This window comes from [Flexibacter] sp. ATCC 35103 (assembly GCF_001975985.1).
In the GTDB taxonomy this organism is placed as follows: Bacteria; Bacteroidota; Bacteroidia; order Flavobacteriales; family Flavobacteriaceae; genus Flavobacterium.
In genome coordinates, this window is record NZ_MTQF01000012.1 from 138,311 (window position 1) to 156,097 (window position 17,787).

The 17,787-nt window shown below is 34.7% G+C and carries 10 protein-coding genes; 6 read left to right on the plus strand and 4 right to left on the minus strand.

The window, feature by feature from the left end; translation table 11 throughout:
- Positions 1-19: 19 nt before the first annotated feature.
- A complete protein-coding gene (locus BXU01_RS21365; protein WP_083695325.1) occupies positions 20-2,491 on the minus strand; it encodes a bifunctional UDP-N-acetylmuramoyl-tripeptide:D-alanyl-D-alanine ligase/alanine racemase in 2,472 nt (823 codons plus the stop codon).
- Positions 2,492-2,622: 131 nt separating this feature from the next.
- On the opposite strand from BXU01_RS21365, the gene BXU01_RS21370 reads away from it, so the two are divergent.
- Positions 2,623-3,228 (plus strand): hypothetical protein, encoded by a 606-nt coding sequence (locus BXU01_RS21370; protein WP_255373819.1) that lies wholly within the window; start codon positions 2,623-2,625, stop codon positions 3,226-3,228.
- Here BXU01_RS21370 and BXU01_RS21375 read toward each other — a convergent pair.
- Positions 3,223-3,957 carry a porin family protein gene (locus BXU01_RS21375; protein WP_369819601.1) on the minus strand — a complete coding sequence of 245 codons (735 nt, stop codon included), beginning with the start codon at positions 3,955-3,957 and terminating at the stop codon, positions 3,223-3,225. The genes BXU01_RS21370 and BXU01_RS21375 overlap by 6 nt on opposite strands.
- A 191-nt stretch (positions 3,958-4,148) precedes the next feature.
- Between BXU01_RS21375 and BXU01_RS21380 the strand changes: the two genes are divergently transcribed.
- The 4 genes from BXU01_RS21380 to BXU01_RS21395 all read left to right on the plus strand — a co-directional run bounded on the left by BXU01_RS21380 (position 4,149) and on the right by BXU01_RS21395 (position 10,428).
- The gene (locus tag BXU01_RS21380; protein WP_083695327.1) at positions 4,149-4,502 is read left to right on the plus strand and encodes a hypothetical protein; all 354 of its coding nucleotides are present in this window, start codon (positions 4,149-4,151) and stop codon (positions 4,500-4,502) included.
- A 160-nt stretch (positions 4,503-4,662) separates the two neighbouring features.
- Positions 4,663-6,870, plus strand: a complete 2,208-nt coding sequence (locus BXU01_RS21385) for a TonB-dependent receptor (protein ID WP_083695330.1) — start codon at positions 4,663-4,665, stop codon at positions 6,868-6,870.
- A gap of 138 nt (positions 6,871-7,008) precedes the next feature.
- Complete coding sequence (locus BXU01_RS21390) at positions 7,009-9,117, plus strand: prolyl oligopeptidase family protein (RefSeq protein ID WP_083695332.1); 2,109 nt, start codon at positions 7,009-7,011, stop codon at positions 9,115-9,117.
- 315 nt (positions 9,118-9,432) lie between these two features.
- On the plus strand, positions 9,433-10,428 hold the full coding sequence (locus BXU01_RS21395) for a Gfo/Idh/MocA family protein (protein ID WP_083695335.1): 996 nt from the start codon (positions 9,433-9,435) through the stop codon (positions 10,426-10,428).
- Between the two features lie 504 nt (positions 10,429-10,932).
- Here BXU01_RS21395 and BXU01_RS21400 read toward each other — a convergent pair.
- Both BXU01_RS21400 and dnaE read right to left on the minus strand, forming a co-directional pair.
- Positions 10,933-11,904: an outer membrane beta-barrel protein gene (locus BXU01_RS21400; RefSeq protein WP_083695337.1), complete on the minus strand. Its 972-nt coding sequence runs from the start codon at positions 11,902-11,904 to the stop codon at positions 10,933-10,935.
- 178 nt (positions 11,905-12,082) lie between these two features.
- Positions 12,083-16,618 carry a DNA polymerase III subunit alpha gene (gene dnaE, locus BXU01_RS21405; RefSeq protein ID WP_083695340.1) on the minus strand — a complete coding sequence of 1,512 codons (4,536 nt, stop codon included), beginning with the start codon at positions 16,616-16,618 and terminating at the stop codon, positions 12,083-12,085.
- A 344-nt stretch (positions 16,619-16,962) separates the two neighbouring features.
- Between dnaE and BXU01_RS21410 the strand changes: the two genes are divergently transcribed.
- Positions 16,963-17,766 carry an SDR family oxidoreductase gene (locus BXU01_RS21410; protein WP_083695342.1) on the plus strand — a complete coding sequence of 268 codons (804 nt, stop codon included), beginning with the start codon at positions 16,963-16,965 and terminating at the stop codon, positions 17,764-17,766.
- The last annotated feature ends 21 nt before the right edge of the window (positions 17,767-17,787 follow it).

The window sequence follows — 17,787 nt, forward strand, 5'->3', positions numbered from 1 at the left end:
TTCTGCAAAGTTTCAAAATCTATCTGAAAAATACCCGTTTTACACGTTGCGAAATACTGGTCATTATTTCATACGGAATTGTTTTTAACGCTGCTGCCATTTCTATAACAGTTGGGCTTTCTCCAAAAATAATAACCGAATCTCCTTCTTTGCAATCAATATGACTTACATCAACCATTAACATATCCATACAAACACTTCCTAAAATGTTTGCTTTCTGGTTTTTAATAGTTACAAAACCAACCTGATTCCCCCATAATCTCGAAATTCCGTCAGCATAACCTATTGGTATTGTAGCAATTTTAGTTTCCCGATCTGCCATAAAGCGACGTCCGTATCCCACGCTGTCTCCGGCAGGAATAATACGAACCTGAGAAATAATCGATTTAAGAGTTCCCACATTCTCCAGATATTTTTGTTCAGCCGGATCATTCGAAACTCCGTATAAACCAATTCCTAAACGCACCATATTATATTGGGCATCTGGGAAATTGCTAATTCCGGAAGTATTTAAGATATGACGAATTGGGTTTATATTTAATTCTGATATTAATTTAGACGACAGTTTATCAAATAAATTGATCTGCGAAATCACAAAATCGTAATGCTGCAGTTCGTCACTTGTTGCCAAATGCGACAAAACACTTTTTATTTTTACTGTTGAATTTCCTTTTAAGGTCTGAATCAATTCGTCAAGGGTATTTTCTTCAAAACCTAAACGATGCATTCCTGTATCTAATTTTATATGAATGGGGAAATCTTTTAAATTCTTTTCGCGTGCAATTTTCAGGAAAGCTTTTAATCCTTTTATACTGTAAATTTCAGGCTCTAAATTGTATTGGATAATCGAAGGAAAACTGGTCGATTCAGGATTCAAAACCATAATGGGCAATTTTATGCCGCCATTTTTAAGCGAGATTCCTTCATCGGCAAAAGCCACTCCTAAATAATCTACTTTATGATGCTCTAATAATTTTGCAATTTCCAAACCTCCGTTTCCATAACCAAATGCTTTCACCATAACCATCAATTTAACGTTATGAGCTAATTTTGATTTGTAATAATTCAGGTTATGGCTAATCGAATTCAGGTTAATTTCAAGAATCGTTTCATGCGTTTTTTCTTCGAGTAAAGAAACAATTTCTTCAAACTGAAATGACCTTGCCCCTTTTATTAAAATAGTTTCATTTTCGAAATTCAAACTTTCTATCTGTGCAATGAATTCAGCTGTATTTTGAAACGCAATACAATTCGAAAATTTAGCTGCAAAAGAAGAAATCGTTGCACCAATCACTATTACGCGATTTATTTTATTATCAGATATTAATTGTGCGACTTTAGAATATAACTCTTCGTTTGAGAATCCGCTTTGAAAAATATCCGAAAGGATAATCGTTTTTGAAGCGTTCTTTTTTTGCTGGCTTTCCAGAAAATCCAAAGCAATTTTTAGCGATTGAAAATCTGAGCTGTAACTATCATCAATAATACTGCAGTTGTTGATTCCGTTTTTCACCTCTAAACGCATTTGTACCGGATATAGGTTTTGAACACGGTTTTGAATGGTTTCAGAATCGTATTTAAAATAAAGCAAAACCAACAAACACGAAATAGCATTTTCTATTGATGCTGAATCACTAAACGGAATTTCTAAATTAAAAACCTCGTCTTTATATTGGTATTTAATACTTGTTGAATCACTTTTATTTTCTTTTTTCAGAATAAAAACATCCGCAGATTCATCTGAAAAACTCCATGAAAAAAGGTTTCTTTCGTTTAATGAATATTGAGCCGAAAATGAAGTAAGACATTCTTCTACGAGTGGATTTTTTTGATAAATTATAACTGCAGACTCTTTAAATAATAATAATTTCTCGTTTATTTTTTGTTGCAGGTTTTCAAAACCTTCATCATGCGCAGAACCTATATTGGTTAAAACCCCAATTGTAGGCTTTACAATTTTCTCGAGCTTTATCATTTCGTTAACCGTCGAAATTCCGGCTTCGAAAATCCCTAAATTATGTTTCTCATTAATCGCAATCACAGACAATGGAACGCCAACTTGTGAGTTATAACTTTTTGGGCTTCGGATAATATTATAATCCGGGCTCAGCAAGAAATTAAGCCATTCTTTTACGATCGTTTTACCGTTACTTCCCGTCAATCCGATAATAGGAAAATGGAAAAGATTACGATAATAAGCCGCAAATTCCTGCAAGGCTTTGAGTGTATTTTCAACTATCAAAAAATTGGCTTTTCCGGCGCAATTTTCAGGAATGTATTGCACGACAAAATTCTGAACGCCTTTCTCGATCAGTTCTACTATATACAAATGAGCATCATTATTAACACCTGACAAGGCAATAAACAAAGTTTCAGGACCGTTTTGTAACGAACGGCTGTCGATTGAAATATGATCAACAAAAATATCAGCGTCTGAGCCTGTCCATTGGGCATTAAGAACCGGGATAAGGCTTTTTAAGTTTATGCTCATTTAGAAATTCTTTTTGTCAAATTTAAAACATTAATGATAGAAAAGAGTTGTGATTTTCTTAAAAAATATATCGATTGCCAAACCGTATTCATATTTGTTTATATTTGTTGAACACCACTAAATACAACGTTTTGAAAAGAATCCTGCCTTTATTCTCGTATATATTACATCCGATTTTCATCTCGATGTATGCTTCTTTATTCTACCTTTTTTGTAAAAATGACATTTTTACAAATGAGGAAAAATATTATGTTTTATTTCAGATTCTGATCATTACGATTTTAGTTCCTGTGTTGTTTTTCTTATTGCTTCGCTCAACTGGACATGTAAATTCAGTAATGGTTCATGAGACTTCCCAGCGTAAAATTCCGCTTATTTTACAGTGTTTTCTGTATATTTTATTAGTCAAAAGAAGCATTGTAATTACTCGTTATCCAGAACTTCATTTCTTTTTTCTTGGTGCTTTGTTCAGTACGATATTAGCATTGGTATGTTCTTTATTTAAAATAAAGGCAAGTTTACATATGATGGCAATTACTGGATTTACGATTTTTGCAATAGGCTTAAATATTCATCTCCAGCTGCAAAACCCGTATTGGGTAGCTTTTTTAATTTTAATGACAGGTGTTGTAGCCTCTTCACGTTTAGAAATGGAAGCACATTCACCAAATGAATTATTAATTGGGACTTTTATTGGAATATTTCCGCAGTTGTTGTTCTTGTATTTATGGTTATAAAATGTAGAAAATCAAACCAATATTCATTGCTTTCACTGCCACATTTTCGCCAGAAATTGTCTTAACTGATTTATCAAACAAACCATTTAAACCATAATAACAATATACATTCCAGGTATTGTAACCTGCTGAAAGATATATACCATATTGAAATTGATTGATATCTTTATTATTGGAGATTTTATAACTATTCTCTCCATCTTTTAAAATTGATTTATCTGAGAAAACGTAACTTAATTTTACACCACTGTATACTCTCCAGAATTTATAACTTTCATAAGTCGAATTTCTCCATCTAAATTCAATGGGCACATCTACTGAATATTGCTTATATCTGTTCGAAACAAATTCGCTGTAATTATTTACACCATAAACTTGTTTCCCGTTCTGATCTTTTGAAATGGTTAGGTTTTGGTAAAAATTTTGGTAACTAAATCCTAAACCAGCTGCAATTGCAATAGTTCTGTCTTTATTAATTGGCATATCGCGCAAAAAACCACCCGAAATTCCCGCTGAAAATTTATCTTGTTTAAGTCCTGATGGTCCCTGAACCAAAAGATTATAGGTAATCGAAAAGTAAAATTGATCTTCACGATACAACGAATCGATTTTTACAATGGGTTGTAGCTCAGGCTTAACCTCTTGTGAAAAAGAATTGAAAAACGACACTAAAAATAAACAACTTAAAAGTAATCGCATATCGTATTTTGGTTTTAAAGAGTTTTTCAAGTAAACGGTTTTTAGTGTAGATTTATTTTACTTACAAATATAATATAATGCTAGTTCCGGATACAATCAGATCGTAATTATTCTGTTTTTGATGGCGAATAAAAGCAATTGTTGCACTTTTTTCAACAAATAAGCATTAGAATATAAAAAATAAATCAATTTTACTTTGATCTTTTATACCTTTGTCACGAATGAAAAGAAAACAGCTCATATTAAGTGTTTCTCTCGCTCTGACAGTATTGTTCTCAATATTGTTTCAGTCGATACACAGTTATGAGCATATTGTAAAACAACTTTCAGAGAAACAATGTCATCACAATTATAATGATCCTAGTGGTGAGATAACACATCAGCATCATGATTATGATATTTGTTTTGTTTGTCATTTTGTTTTTGGAAGTTATATCGTACCGGAACAATTCGCTTTTCAATTTCACAACTTCAACACTCAAATTCCTTATTTTTTCTCCCTTTCAGAGAAAATATTTTCCCTTTCTGAAAGTCCGTATTTATTACGCGGACCTCCCGAAGCTGTAGTTTCTTAATTTCGATACTATTCGAAATACAATCAAAATCTTTTAATCTGATTCAAAAAAAATTAGTTGATTTCCCCATCCTGAAACGCTCCGGATAGGAAGATTTTACTATTTCTTTTAGTTTTTGTTTTAAAAGACAAAATCAAATTAACTATAGCATCATTTTCAAATGAAAAAAATAATATTAGCCCTTATTTTAGGGTTTTCGAGCATTCTTTCTGCTCAAAATTCGGTTTCAGGAACAGTAACAAATCTTGAGAACCAGCCACTGGCAAACGTGTCTGTTTATGCGCCAGAACTACATAAAGGAACTACAACCGATGAAAACGGAAAATATGATTTTAAGAATCTTCCAAACGGGAGTTTTCGACTTACGTTTACTTTTGTTGGATTCACCACTCAAAGTAAATCAATCTCTAAATTACTAAAAGAAAACACTATCGATATAACACTTACAGAATCTGTTTTTGAAATGGATGAAGTAGTAGTTTCAACACCTTTTAACAAATTGCAATCGCAAAACGTCATGAAGGTAGAGCACGAAAGCATTAAAACGCTGCAGCAAAAAGGAACTTCAACTTTAATTGAAGGTTTGGCAACAATTCCCGGAGTTTCGCAAATCTCGACAGGAACATCTATAGGTAAACCTGTAATTCGTGGATTGAGCGGTAATCGTGTTTTAGTTTATTCACAAGGTGTTCGTATCGAAAATCAGCAATTTGGCGACGAGCATGGTTTAGGTTTAAACGATGCCGGAATCGAAAGTGTTGAAGTAATCAAAGGACCTGCTTCTTTATTATATGGTTCTGATGCTTTGGGCGGGGTTTTATATTTTAATCCTGAAAAATTTGCCGATGCAAACACATTCAAAGCTAATTTTAGTCAAAAATATTTCACGAATACACAAGGAAGTAATTCTTCTATTGGATTAAAAACATCTACTGATAACTGGAAATTTCTTGCTCGTGGAAGTTTCAACACACATTCTGATTATAAAATTGCCGATGGAGATCGCGTAACAAATACACGATATAATGAAACCGATTTTAAAACCGGAATTGGATACAGTAACTCCAGTTTTTCAAGTGTTTTAAGATACAATTACAATAAACTGGATCTTGGAATGCCTGAAGACGGAATTGCAGAACAATCGTCAAGCAAAAACACCATGTTCCCAAGACAAGGGATTTTTAACCATTTATTGAGTTTAAACAATGTTATCTTTTTTCAGAATTCGAAATTAGACGTTGATTTAGGGTATATCGCCAATGACAGAAGCGAGTTTGAAGACAGCAATGAGGCATCTCTTCATATGAAACTGAATACTTTTAACTACAATGCTAAGTATCATTTTCCGAAACTTGGAAAAATTGAAACTATTTTAGGTGTTCAGGGAATGCATCAAACCAATAAAAATTCAGGAGAAGAATACTTAATTCCGGATGCCACTACAAATGATATTGGGGTTTTTGGAACTGCAAATTACGAATGGGACAATAGTGTTGTTCAGGCAGGATTGCGTTTTGATAATAGAAACATTAACTCAACAGCACACGGAACAGAAGGTGAAGAAGGTTACTTTTTACCTTTAGACAGATCTTTTGACAGTTTTAATGCATCTTTGGGATATAAAACACAACTGGCTGAACCGGTAACACTTCGACTAAATGTGGCAACAGGATTTAGAGCGCCAAATTTGGCCGAATTAACTTCAAATGGTGTTCATGAAGGAACGAACCGATACGAAATTGGAAATGCTGATTTAAAAACAGAGCAAAATGTTCAGACTGATTTGAATTTAGAATACAAAAACACTCATTTTGAGTTCTTCATTAATGGTTTTTATAATCATGTAAACAATTACATTTATACTTCGCCAACCGGAGAAACGCGTGATGACAATGATGTCTTTGCTTATGTACAGGACAATGCAAAATTATATGGTGGTGAAGTTGGTTTGCACTTTCATCCTCATCCGCTTGATTGGCTGCATTTTGAAACCAGTTTTGAAACCGTAACCGGTAAAAAAGACAATAAGGATTATTTGCCTCTGATTCCTGCTAATAACTGGAACAATACTTTAAGAACTGAATTTAAAATCAAAAACTGGTTCGAAGAAGGATATGCTTCATTAAATGTTTCTTCGACTTTTAATCAGAACAATGTAAGTGGTTTTGAAACGGCTTCAAACGGTTATACTTTGGTAAATCTGGGCTTTGGAGGAACAGTAAAATTAGGCAAACATGCTTTTGATGTAAACCTGAACGGAAACAATTTATTTGATAAAAAATACATCGCTCATCTTTCAAGATTAAAAACAGACGGGATTCCTAATATTGGACGAAATATTGTTTTAGGGGTGAACTTTAATCTGTAACATTTTAAAACCATATACGACTTATAAGAGAAATAGTTAAAACTAAATGAACTTACAAGTCTTATATGGTTTAACTTTTTATCGTTATCATTTCAAAACAAAAAGGTTATTTTTGCTATAACCGTTTAAACTTATACAATGAAAAAAACATTTCTTATAATGGCAATTACAACCGCAGGAATTTCATTTGGGCAAAATAAGATTCAATATCCCGAAACTAAAAAAGGCGAGACAGTTGATGTCTATTTTGACACAAAAGTAAGTGATCCTTATCGCTGGCTTGAAGACGACAAATCTGCTGAAACCGGCGCTTGGGTAAAAGCTCAAAATGAAGTTACTTACGGTTATTTAGATAAAATCCCTTTTCGTGATGAACTAAAAAAACGCATGGAAAAACTTTGGAACTATGAAAAAATCAGTGCTCCATTTGTAGAAGGAAAATTTACTTATTACTCAAAAAACAACGGATTACAGAATCAATCTGTCATTTATAGAAAAGGACAAGATGGCAAGGAAGAAGTTTTTTTAGATCCTAATACTTTCTCTAAAGACGGAACAACTTCTCTTGGAGGTTTAGATTTTTCTAAAGACGGAAACAAAGCCGCTTATGCCATTTCTGAAGGAGGAAGCGACTGGAGAAAGGTAATTATCATAGATGCTTTGTCAAAAAAAGTTCTGGAAGATACTTTAGTTGATGTAAAATTTAGCGGAATTTCATGGCGCGGAAACGAAGGGTTTTATTACTCTAGTTATGATAAACCAAAAGGAAGTGAACTGTCTGCAAAAACAGATCAGCATAAACTGTATTTTCATAAATTAGGAACTTCTCAAAAAGAAGATAAAGTTATTTTTGGTGCAGACCAAAAGCGTAGATATGTAGGAGGTTATGTTACTGAAGATGATAAATTTCTGGTAATATCGGCTGCAAATTCTACTTATGGAAATGAATTGTACATTAAAGATTTAACGAAAGCAAATAGTCCTGTCGTGACAATTGTAGACAACTTTAGCAGCGACAATCAGATTATCGAAAATGAAGGAACGAAATTGTTTATCGAAACAGATCTTAATGCACCAAACAAACGTGTTGTTACGGTTGATGTAAGCAATCCTAAACCTGAAAACTGGAAAGATTTTATTAAAGAAACCCAAAATATTTTATCGCCAACTACTGGTGGAGGATATTTTTTTGCCAATTATACTAAAGATGCCGTTTCATTTGTACAACAATACGATTATAACGGAAAACTAGTGCGCGAAATCAAACTTCCTGCCGTAGGAACTGCAAGTGGATTTGGGGCTAAAAAGAATGAAAAAACATTATATTACAGTTTTACCAATTATACAACTCCGGGAACAATCTATTCGTTTGAACCAAAAGCAGGTAAATCTGAGGTGTATCAAAAACCTGTAGTTGATTTTAAAAGTGATGATTACGAATCTAAACAAGTATTTTATACTTCAAAAGACGGAACAAAAATCCCTATGATCATCACGTATAAAAAAGGAACAAAATTAGACGGTAAAAACCCAACGATCCTTTACGGATATGGCGGATTCAACATTAGTTTAACACCAGCTTTTAGCATTGCAAATGCCGTTTGGTTAGAAAACGGAGGAGTTTATGCTGTTGCCAATTTAAGAGGTGGTGGTGAATACGGTAAAAAATGGCACGATGCCGGAACTAAATTGCAAAAGCAAAATGTATTTGATGACTTTATTGCTGCTGGCGAATACTTAATCGCTCAAAAATATACTTCATCAGATTTCTTAGCGATTCGCGGTGGTTCTAACGGTGGTTTATTAGTTGGAGCAACAATGACACAACGTCCAGACTTAATGAAAGTTGCATTACCCGCAGTTGGGGTAATGGATATGTTGCGTTACCATACTTTTACCGCTGGTGCAGGTTGGGCTTTTGATTACGGAACGGCTCAGGATAATAAAGAAATGTTTGAATACTTAAAAGGATATTCGCCTGTACAAAATGTAAAAAAAGGAGTTCAGTATCCTGCAACCATGGTTACAACAGGAGATCATGATGATCGCGTTGTTCCGGCACATAGTTTTAAATTCGCTGCTGAATTACAAGAAAAACAAACTGGTCCTAATCCGGTTTTAATTCGTATTGATGTGAAAGCAGGTCACGGAGCAGGAAAATCTGTTGCAGCAAGCATTCAGGAAAATGTAGATATTCAGGCGTTCACCCTTTATAACATGGGCTATAAAGCTTTGCCTAAAAAGTAAAATTTTAAACTTTAATTTTTATTAGCCACGAATTCACGAATTATTTTTGTGAGTTCGTGGCTTTATTTTTATGTCGAAGAATTTTACCGCAAAGCACGCAAAGTTTCTCTATCAGCTTAGCTTTGTAAAAACACAAAGTTCGCAAAGCTTTGTATTGAACCAGCTTTGCGAACTTTGTGTTTTTTTTTTATAAAATCCTCTAAGTATAAAATCTTTGCGTGCTTTGCGGTAAAATTAAATCTGCAGAATCTCCATGAAAATAATTCGTGATTTCGTGGCAAACTTTTTAAATTTGAATAACTAAAAAACCAGAAAATGAAAATTGTAAAATGGGGAATTATAGGTTGCGGGAATGTAACCGAAGTTAAAAGCGGTCCGGGATTTCAGAAAACGCCTAACTCAGCATTGGTTGCTGTAATGCGAAGGGATGCCGCTCTTGCAGAAGATTATGCCAAACGTCATAATGTTCCTAAATCGTATTCGAATGCAGTTGATTTAATCAATGATCCTGAAGTTGACGCCGTTTATATTGCTACTCCTCCATCATCTCATAAAGAATATACTATTTTATGTGCCAAAGCAGGAAAACCAGTTTACGTAGAAAAACCAATGGCACTGAATTTTGAAGAATGCAACGAAATGATCAGCACTTGCAAAGAACATAATGTCCCATTATTCGTTGCTTATTACAGAAGAAGTTTACCTCGTTTTTTAAAGATAAAAGAATTAATTGATCAGAATAAAATTGGAACTATTAGACACGTAAATTGCGTTTTATACCATCCTTTTGAAGAAAGATATGATGATGAAATCAACTTACCGTGGACCGTTTTACCGCATATTTCAGGAGGCGGGATATTTGTTGATTTAGCCTGCCATACTTTAGATTTTCTTGATTTTGTATTAGGTCCAATTCAATCTGTTCGCGGACATGCCAGTTCACAACTAAAAGCTTATCCGGCAGAAGATGCTGTTTCTATGTCGTTTTTATTCGAAAATGGAATTCACGGAACCGGCTTGTGGAATTTTGCCAGTTTTGAGCGTTACGACAACACTGATATTGTAGGTGACAAAGGAAAAATTTCTTTCTCTACTTTTGGAAATGATCCTATACATGTTCAATATACAAATGGCGAAAAAGAAAGTATTACAATCGAAAATCCGCTTCATATTCAACAGCCTTTTATAGAAACTGTTGTTGAAGAGCTTTTGGGTAATGAAGGTTTTTCTCCTTCAAAAGGAACTTCAGCTGCAAGAACAACCTGGGTAATTGATGAAGTTTTGAAAGAGTTTAGAAAATCACATTTATAAAAATCAAGAATAAATTTATCACACAATCTTATAAACCCGACAGGCTTTAAAAACCTGTCGGGTTTGGTGTAAAAAACGAAAAAGTTCTTATGAAAATGATTGTCATAGCCCCGATAGAAGTGAAAATCCTTTTGCTTTTTTCTTTAAAAAGCAAAAGATTGTAACGGATTGCTTCGCCAGTTCGCACTTTCAGGCTCGGGTGCGGGATTAGCTCCTGAAAAATATTTTAGAAATCAGGATGGCAAATATTATGGTTACGTCGCGTTCAAGGGATTAAAATCCCTTGCTACAAAATAATCCGTTCCTCCGGAACTCTATATAAAGAGCCTTCGGCTCGATTTATATTGTAGGGATGGATTTTAATCTATTCTACACAAGTGATATAAACATTCTGTACGGAGTTTCTCGTGTGATTTCTTTTCTTCGCTCGAAATGACAGAAAATAAAAAAAGAGGATATTCAAATGAATATCCTCTTTTTTTATAAAGTATAATTTTCTTAAAATTATAGGCTGTATTTAAGACCTAAAGTCAAACCTAAACCTGAAATACCAACATAAGTACTAACATCGTCAGTTGCTCTGGTACTATCAAAACCTGCCGCATTAGTTACTTTACTATTTGAAGTAGAACTAATTGTTTCAACATATTTAGTGTGACTTGCAGAATATGATGCATCAGGACGGAAAGTAGTTGGAGTATTTAATTTATCTACACCATTTTCAGTATATACTTCAGTTTCTTTAGTTTTTCCGTGTACAGTAAAGTTACGGTATTCTAATTCTGCAAAAGCAGAAATATGTTTTCCTAATTTATAAGAAGTACCAATAGACGCCATAAATCCAAGTGAAGGATTTGGTTTAACAACATCTTTTGAATAAGCATTGGTAGTTGCTACCTGGTTAGCTCCTACAAAAGTACTGTAAGTTCTATCTGTTTTAATATCTAACGTTCCGTGAATTGGAACAATGATTCCAACTTTAGTATATGGTTCAAAACCGTGTGCTTCACCTAAAAACATTACAAGTGCCGGAGCTAAATCAAAAGCTTTAATTTCTCCTTCTGCAGTAAAACTTAAATAAGTAGCTGCAGGACTAGTAGCCGGGTTATATGAAATAAGTCTATCTGTTGTCTGCGCCATTGTTTTAGTATTACTGATGTAGTAATTTGCCGCCATCTCAACTCCTAAACGTGTTGAAAAACGGTAACCAGCAGTAATTCCACTTCTAAAACCTTGTCCAAAAGAACCCGTAACACCTTCTCTTGAAACTAATTTATTGTTTGCTAAAGTACCTGCATAGACATCTCTATTTGGTAATTGACCTCCAACAACTGGAAATTCTGTAGAAGCAGTTTGGTTGAAATAAGATCCACCAATTTTAAAATACCAACTTTCTGGTTTATCCGCTTTTTCTGTTTGCGCCATTGTGGCCATAGAGCAAACTAATAATCCTAGTAAGAAAAGGTTCTTTTTCATAATTCTGATTTTAATTAATTTATACAAACTTAGATTATTTTAACATATTCTTATAGTTTGCATTGTTAGACTTGGTACGAAATCGTTGTAATTTTAAGCAATATTACTAAAAAAGTATTATGCATGCATATTTTTAACGTAAAAAAAATGCATTCTTCTAAATTTTAACTGTTAAAATTTAGTTCAGCTTAAAATTTACCTGCATTTTTTCTAATTCTATCAATAACTCTGTCGAAATCCTAACTTTTAGCCTACGGCTAGGCATGGTTAGTTTTGTTACTACTTTTATTTCTTCGACTTCATTTACTTCCTGAATTTTAGTTTCTTGCGGCGCATCAGCATCTTCATTCTCGTCTACAAAAACAGCATCATCTGCTTCTTCAAAATCAGTTGGAGTTTCTACTTCAACCAAACGTTTGATTTTTTCTAACTCCATGATCTCAAAAGTCACAGAATTATCTCCCTTATTCGCATTAAATAATTGACTCAGATTATGAATAAATTCTGTTTGTAAATCTTTTATATTCAACAATAAAATCAGCTTTTTAGCAAAAGCTTCTAAAATATCCTGCAACTGCCTAATTTCAACAAATTGCATTCTTGGATCTGACTTTTTACCCGTGTCGTGATTTACCCAGCCATCTTTTATTATTATTTTCAGGAAAGCAAAATTATTCTGAATCAGGAAATGGCGGAACTTTAAATATTCTTCACCAAAAATTTTAAATTCATAACTTTCATCGTAACCTTCTAAATTAAATACTGCCCAGCCTTTTCCGTTTTTAGCCACACGGTGCTGTACGTTATTGATGATTCCGGCAAAATTTAGATTTTTACCCACATATTCATTCATGCTTTTTAGCGCTTCTAATCTGGCATTGCAAAAATATTTCATCTCAAATCTGAAATCATCCAGAGGATGTCCGGAAATATAAATCCCTACAACTTCTTTCTCTTTCGCCAATTTTTCCATTGTACTCCAATCCTCGCAAGGAGGTACAACAGGTTCTGCAATCTGAACTTCACTTGCTTCTCCAAATAAACTTACCTGAGATGAGTTTTCATTTTCCTGAAACTTCGATCCGTAACGAATTGCTTTTTCATAAAAAGTAATTCCGTCGCCATCATCATGAAAATATTGCGCTCTTGTCGTTCCTTCAAACGAATCAAATCCTCCTGCCAAAGCCAGATTTTCGATTGCTTTTTTATTCGCAGCACGCAAATCGATACGTTTCGCCAAATCAAAAATCGACTTGTACTTACCGTCCTTTCTACTTTCTACAATGGTTGCCACAGCTCCGGAACCCACTCCTTTAATAGCACCCATCCCAAAACGAACAGCGTATTCATCGTTTACCGTAAATTTGTAAAACGATTCGTTTACATCCGGTCCTAAAACCTGTAATCCCATTCGTTTACATTCTTCCATAAAAAATGATACTTGTTTGATATCATTCATATTATTCGAAAGTACCGCTGCCATATATTCTGCAGGATAATGTGCTTTTAAATACGCTGTTTGATACGCAATCCAGGCATAACAAGTCGAGTGCGATTTGTTGAAGGCGTAACTCGCAAATGCTTCCCAGTCTTTCCAGATTTTCTCCAGAACTTTTGCATCATGTCCTTTCTTCGCCGCTTGTTCTACGAACTTCGGCTTCATTTTATCCAGTACATCTTTTTGTTTCTTACCCATCGCCTTACGCAAAACGTCGGCCTCACCTTTTGTAAAGTCAGCCAGCGATTGCGACAAAAGCATTACCTGCTCCTGGTAAACGGTAATTCCGTAGGTTTCTCCTAAATATTCCTCACAGGCATCTAAATCGTATTTGATTTCTTCTTCGCCATTTTTTCTTCTTACGAAAGACGGAATATACTCTAAAGGTCCCGGACGATATAAGGCATTCATGGCAATTAAATCTCCAAAAACCGTTGGCTTCAGATCCTTCATGTATTTCTGCATTCCGGGTGACTCGTATTGGAAGATTCCAACTGTTTCTCCTCTCTGGAAAAGTGCATAAGTCTCAACATCATCAATCGGGAAAGTATCCGGATCCAAATCAATTCCGTTTCTATATTTTACCAGTTTAACGGTATCTTTTATTAAAGTAAGGGTCTTTAGACCCAGGAAGTCCATCTTCAGCAATCCTGCACTTTCTGCAACCGAGTTATCAAACTGTGTTACATATAAATCAGAATCTTTTGCGGTGGTAACGGGAACATAATTTGTAATATCCGATGGCGTAATAATTACTCCACAGGCATGAATTCCGGTATTTCGCATGGATCCTTCCAGGATTTTTGCCTGCTGAATGGTTTCTCCCGCCAAATCATCTTCGTTGGCAATGGCGATTAATTCTTTTACATTATCAAATTCATCAGAACGAAGGGCTTTTTTAACCTCGTCTTCGTTTTCAGAAATAAAACGGGCAAGATTCCATTTAGATGGCATCATTGCCGGAATCAATTTTGCAATTCTATCGGCTTCAAATAAAGGTAAATCCAGTACACGAGCTGTATCACGAATCGCTGATTTGGTTGCCATTTTACCATAAGTGATAATTTGCGCAACCTGCTTTTGACCGTATTTTTTGATTACATAATCCATAACACGACCACGGCCCTCGTCATCAAAGTCAATATCAATATCGGGCATGGATACACGATCCGGATTCAGGAAACGCTCAAAAAGCAAATCGTACTTAATTGGGTCAATATTGGTGATCCCTAAACAATATGCTACCGCAGATCCTGCTGCAGATCCACGACCTGGTCCTACCGAAACGTCCATGTTTCTGGCTTCGGCGATAAAATCCTGAACAATCAAAAAGTAACCCGGATATCCGGAATTCGAAATGGTCAGTAACTCAAAATCCAAACGTTCCTGAATCGATTCAGTAATTTCTCCATATCGTTTTTTGGCTCCCACCATTGTAAGGTGTCGCAGATATTTATTTTCACCTCGAACTCCTCCATCAGATTCATCTTCAGGAACTACGAATTCTTGAGGAATGTCAAATTTAGGAAGTAATACATCTCGATAGAGCGAATAAATCTCAACCTTATCTACAATTTCCTGAATATTTATAATCGCTTCAGGCAAATCAGCGAAGAGTTTTTTCATCTCTTCTGATGATTTATAGTAGTATTCCTGATTAGGCAATCCGTAACGATATCCGCGACCACGGCCAATTGGCGTAGCTTGTTTTTCACCATCTTTTACACACAACAAAATATCGTGTGCATTGGCATCTTCTTTATTTAAATAATAGGTATTGTTTGTCGCAATTAATTTGACGTTGTGTTTTTGAGAAAACTCAATCAGGGTTTTATTCACACGATTTTCGTCTTCCTGATTGTGGCGCATTACTTCTAAATAAAAGTCATCACCAAATTGTTCTTTCCACCATATCAAAGCTTCTTCGGCCTGATTTTCACCAACGTTCAGGATTTTACTCTGGATTTCTCCATATAAATTCCCGGACAAAACCATGATATCTTCTTTGTATTTTTCAACAATTGCACGATCAATTCTGGGAACATAATAAAATCCGTCTGTAAAGGCAATCGACGACATTTTTGCCAAATTGTGATAGCCGTTTTTATTTTTGGCCAATAACACAACCTGATTACCGTTGTCTTTTTTACTTTTATCTAAGTGATTATCACAGACATTAAATTCACACCCTACAATTGGCTTGATTTCAGTTTCTGTTGGTTCTTCACCAGCTTCAACCAAAGCTTTATTTTTTCCTGATGCTGCTTTATTGTGATTCATAACGGCGCTCACAAAATGGAAAGCTCCCATCATATTTCCGGTATCAGTCATGGCAACGGCAGGCATTCCGTTTTTGGCTGTAGCCGCAACAATATTCCCAATTCCTATTGTCGACTGTAAAACCGAAAACTGGGTATGATTGTGTAAATGCGCATATTTTGCCAATTTAAAATCTTCTCTGTCAGATGCCGAAACCGTAGTTCCTTTATCATTAGATTCTAAAGCCCTTAATTGTTCCCTGATTTTATCAGAAGCAGCTTTTAAATTGATGTGTTTTAAACCAATTAACGGAAATTCCTGTGGATTTCTATTTTGAAATTCCTTGAAATAATCCTTCGGAACGTCTAGTTCTTCTTTGGTAAAAACTTCTCTTCTAATTAACTCCAAAAAACAACGCGTAGTTGCCTCAACGTCGGCAGTTGCGTTGTGCGCTTCCGCGAAAGGTTTATTAAAAAGATATTCGTGTAATTCTGTTAGTGTTGGCAATTTGAATCTACCTCCACGACCTCCGGGAAGTTTTAATAATGAAGCCGTAACCTCGGTACAGGTATCTAAAACCGGCATTGAACTCATTGGAGAATCTACGCCCATTCTATGAAATTCAGCGCCCATAATATTAACGTCGAAACCTAAATTCTGACCTACAATAAATTTGGTTTTACTTAAAGCGATATTGAATTTCTCTAAAACTTCGGCCAACGTGATTCCATCGGCTTCAGCCAATTCAGTCGAGATTCCGTGAATACGTTCTGCATCATACGGAATATTAAATCCGTCAGGCTTAACCAAATAATCCTGATGTTCGATAAGTTGCCCCATCTCGTCATGAAGCTGCCAGGCGATCTGAATACAGCGCGGCCAGTTATCAGAATCAGTAATTGGAGCATCCCAGCGTTTTGGTAATCCAGTAGTTTCGGTATCGAATATTAAATACATAAGTTTTGTAAAAAGACAATTTTAAAAATTCCAAATCCCAAGCTCTTTTCCACATAAATAACTGATTATATGAACTATAAAAAATCTCGAAATGCAAAATGGAGGAAGTTCAAATTTACGCTTTTTTTTGGCTTAAGGAAATAAAGAATTGAACAAAAAGCATTAATCAAAATCATTATTAGAAACTGTTAAAAAGCGATAAAAATGATAAAATTTAGATTATTTGAAGTTAAAAACTTCGATTATTCATTTTGGATACTCATTGCACCAAAATGAACACTTTTAAACTACACTCTATCCTGAACTTTGCTTCATCAAATTATAACAATTAAAAAATAATAATCATGAAAACTATTTTTATCACAGGCGCTTCATCAGGATTAGGAAAAGCTACGGCAAAATTATTTCAACAAAAAGGATGGAATGTAATCGCAACAATGAGAAATCCTGAAAAAGAAACTGAACTTTCTAACTTAAACAACGTAACCCTTTTACCTTTAGATGTTACGAATTTTGACCAAATACAAAGTACCGTTAAAAAAGCACTGGAATTAAGCGATATTGATATCGTTTTTAATAATGCAGGTTACGGTCTAATTGGACCTTTGGAAAGCTTTAATGACGATCAAATTACAAAACAATTAAACACAAATTTATTAGGCGTAATTCGTGTTACCAATGCTTTTATTCCATATTTCAGAGAAAGAAAAAGCGGATTATTTATCTCAACAACTTCTATTGGCGGATTGATTTCTTTCCCTTTAGGATCTGTATATCACGCAACAAAATGGGGATTAGAAGGCTGGAGCGAAAGTATGGCTTATGAATTAAATCCGTTTGGAATAAACATTAAAACGGTTTCTCCTGGCGGTATTAAAACAGAATTCCTTCACGGTTCTCTTGATACTGGTGTTAAACCTGAATATCAGGCAATGGCAAACAAAATGTTTGAAAATGTAGACGCAATGTTTGAAATGGCATCAACACCAGAGCAAATTGCAGATGTTGTTTACGAAGCTGCAACAGACGGAAAAACCCAACTGAGATATGTAGCTGGAGAAGATGCAAAAGCACTTTACAAACAAAGACAGGAACAAGGAGACGAAGTTTTTCGCGCCGCATTTGGCAAACAATTTTTGGGAGCATAATTTATTACTAATACCGCTCAG

What these genes read in the sequence shown, in the direction of transcription:
- BXU01_RS21410 (WP_083695342.1), top strand. Translation starts at nt 16,963, where the DNA reads ATGAAAACTATTTTTATCACAGGCGCTTCATCAGGATTAGGAAAAGCT.
- BXU01_RS21395 (WP_083695335.1), top strand. Translation starts at nt 9,433, where the DNA reads ATGAAAATTGTAAAATGGGGAATTATAGGTTGCGGGAATGTAACCGAA.
- BXU01_RS21390 (WP_083695332.1), top strand. Translation starts at nt 7,009, where the DNA reads ATGAAAAAAACATTTCTTATAATGGCAATTACAACCGCAGGAATTTCA.
- BXU01_RS21365 (WP_083695325.1), bottom strand. Translation starts at nt 2,491, where the DNA reads ATGAGCATAAACTTAAAAAGCCTTATCCCGGTTCTTAATGCCCAATGG.
- BXU01_RS21400 (WP_083695337.1), bottom strand. Translation starts at nt 11,904, where the DNA reads ATGAAAAAGAACCTTTTCTTACTAGGATTATTAGTTTGCTCTATGGCC.
- dnaE (WP_083695340.1), bottom strand. Translation starts at nt 16,618, where the DNA reads ATGTATTTAATATTCGATACCGAAACTACTGGATTACCAAAACGCTGG.
- BXU01_RS21380 (WP_083695327.1), top strand. Translation starts at nt 4,149, where the DNA reads ATGAAAAGAAAACAGCTCATATTAAGTGTTTCTCTCGCTCTGACAGTA.
- BXU01_RS21385 (WP_083695330.1), top strand. Translation starts at nt 4,663, where the DNA reads ATGAAAAAAATAATATTAGCCCTTATTTTAGGGTTTTCGAGCATTCTT.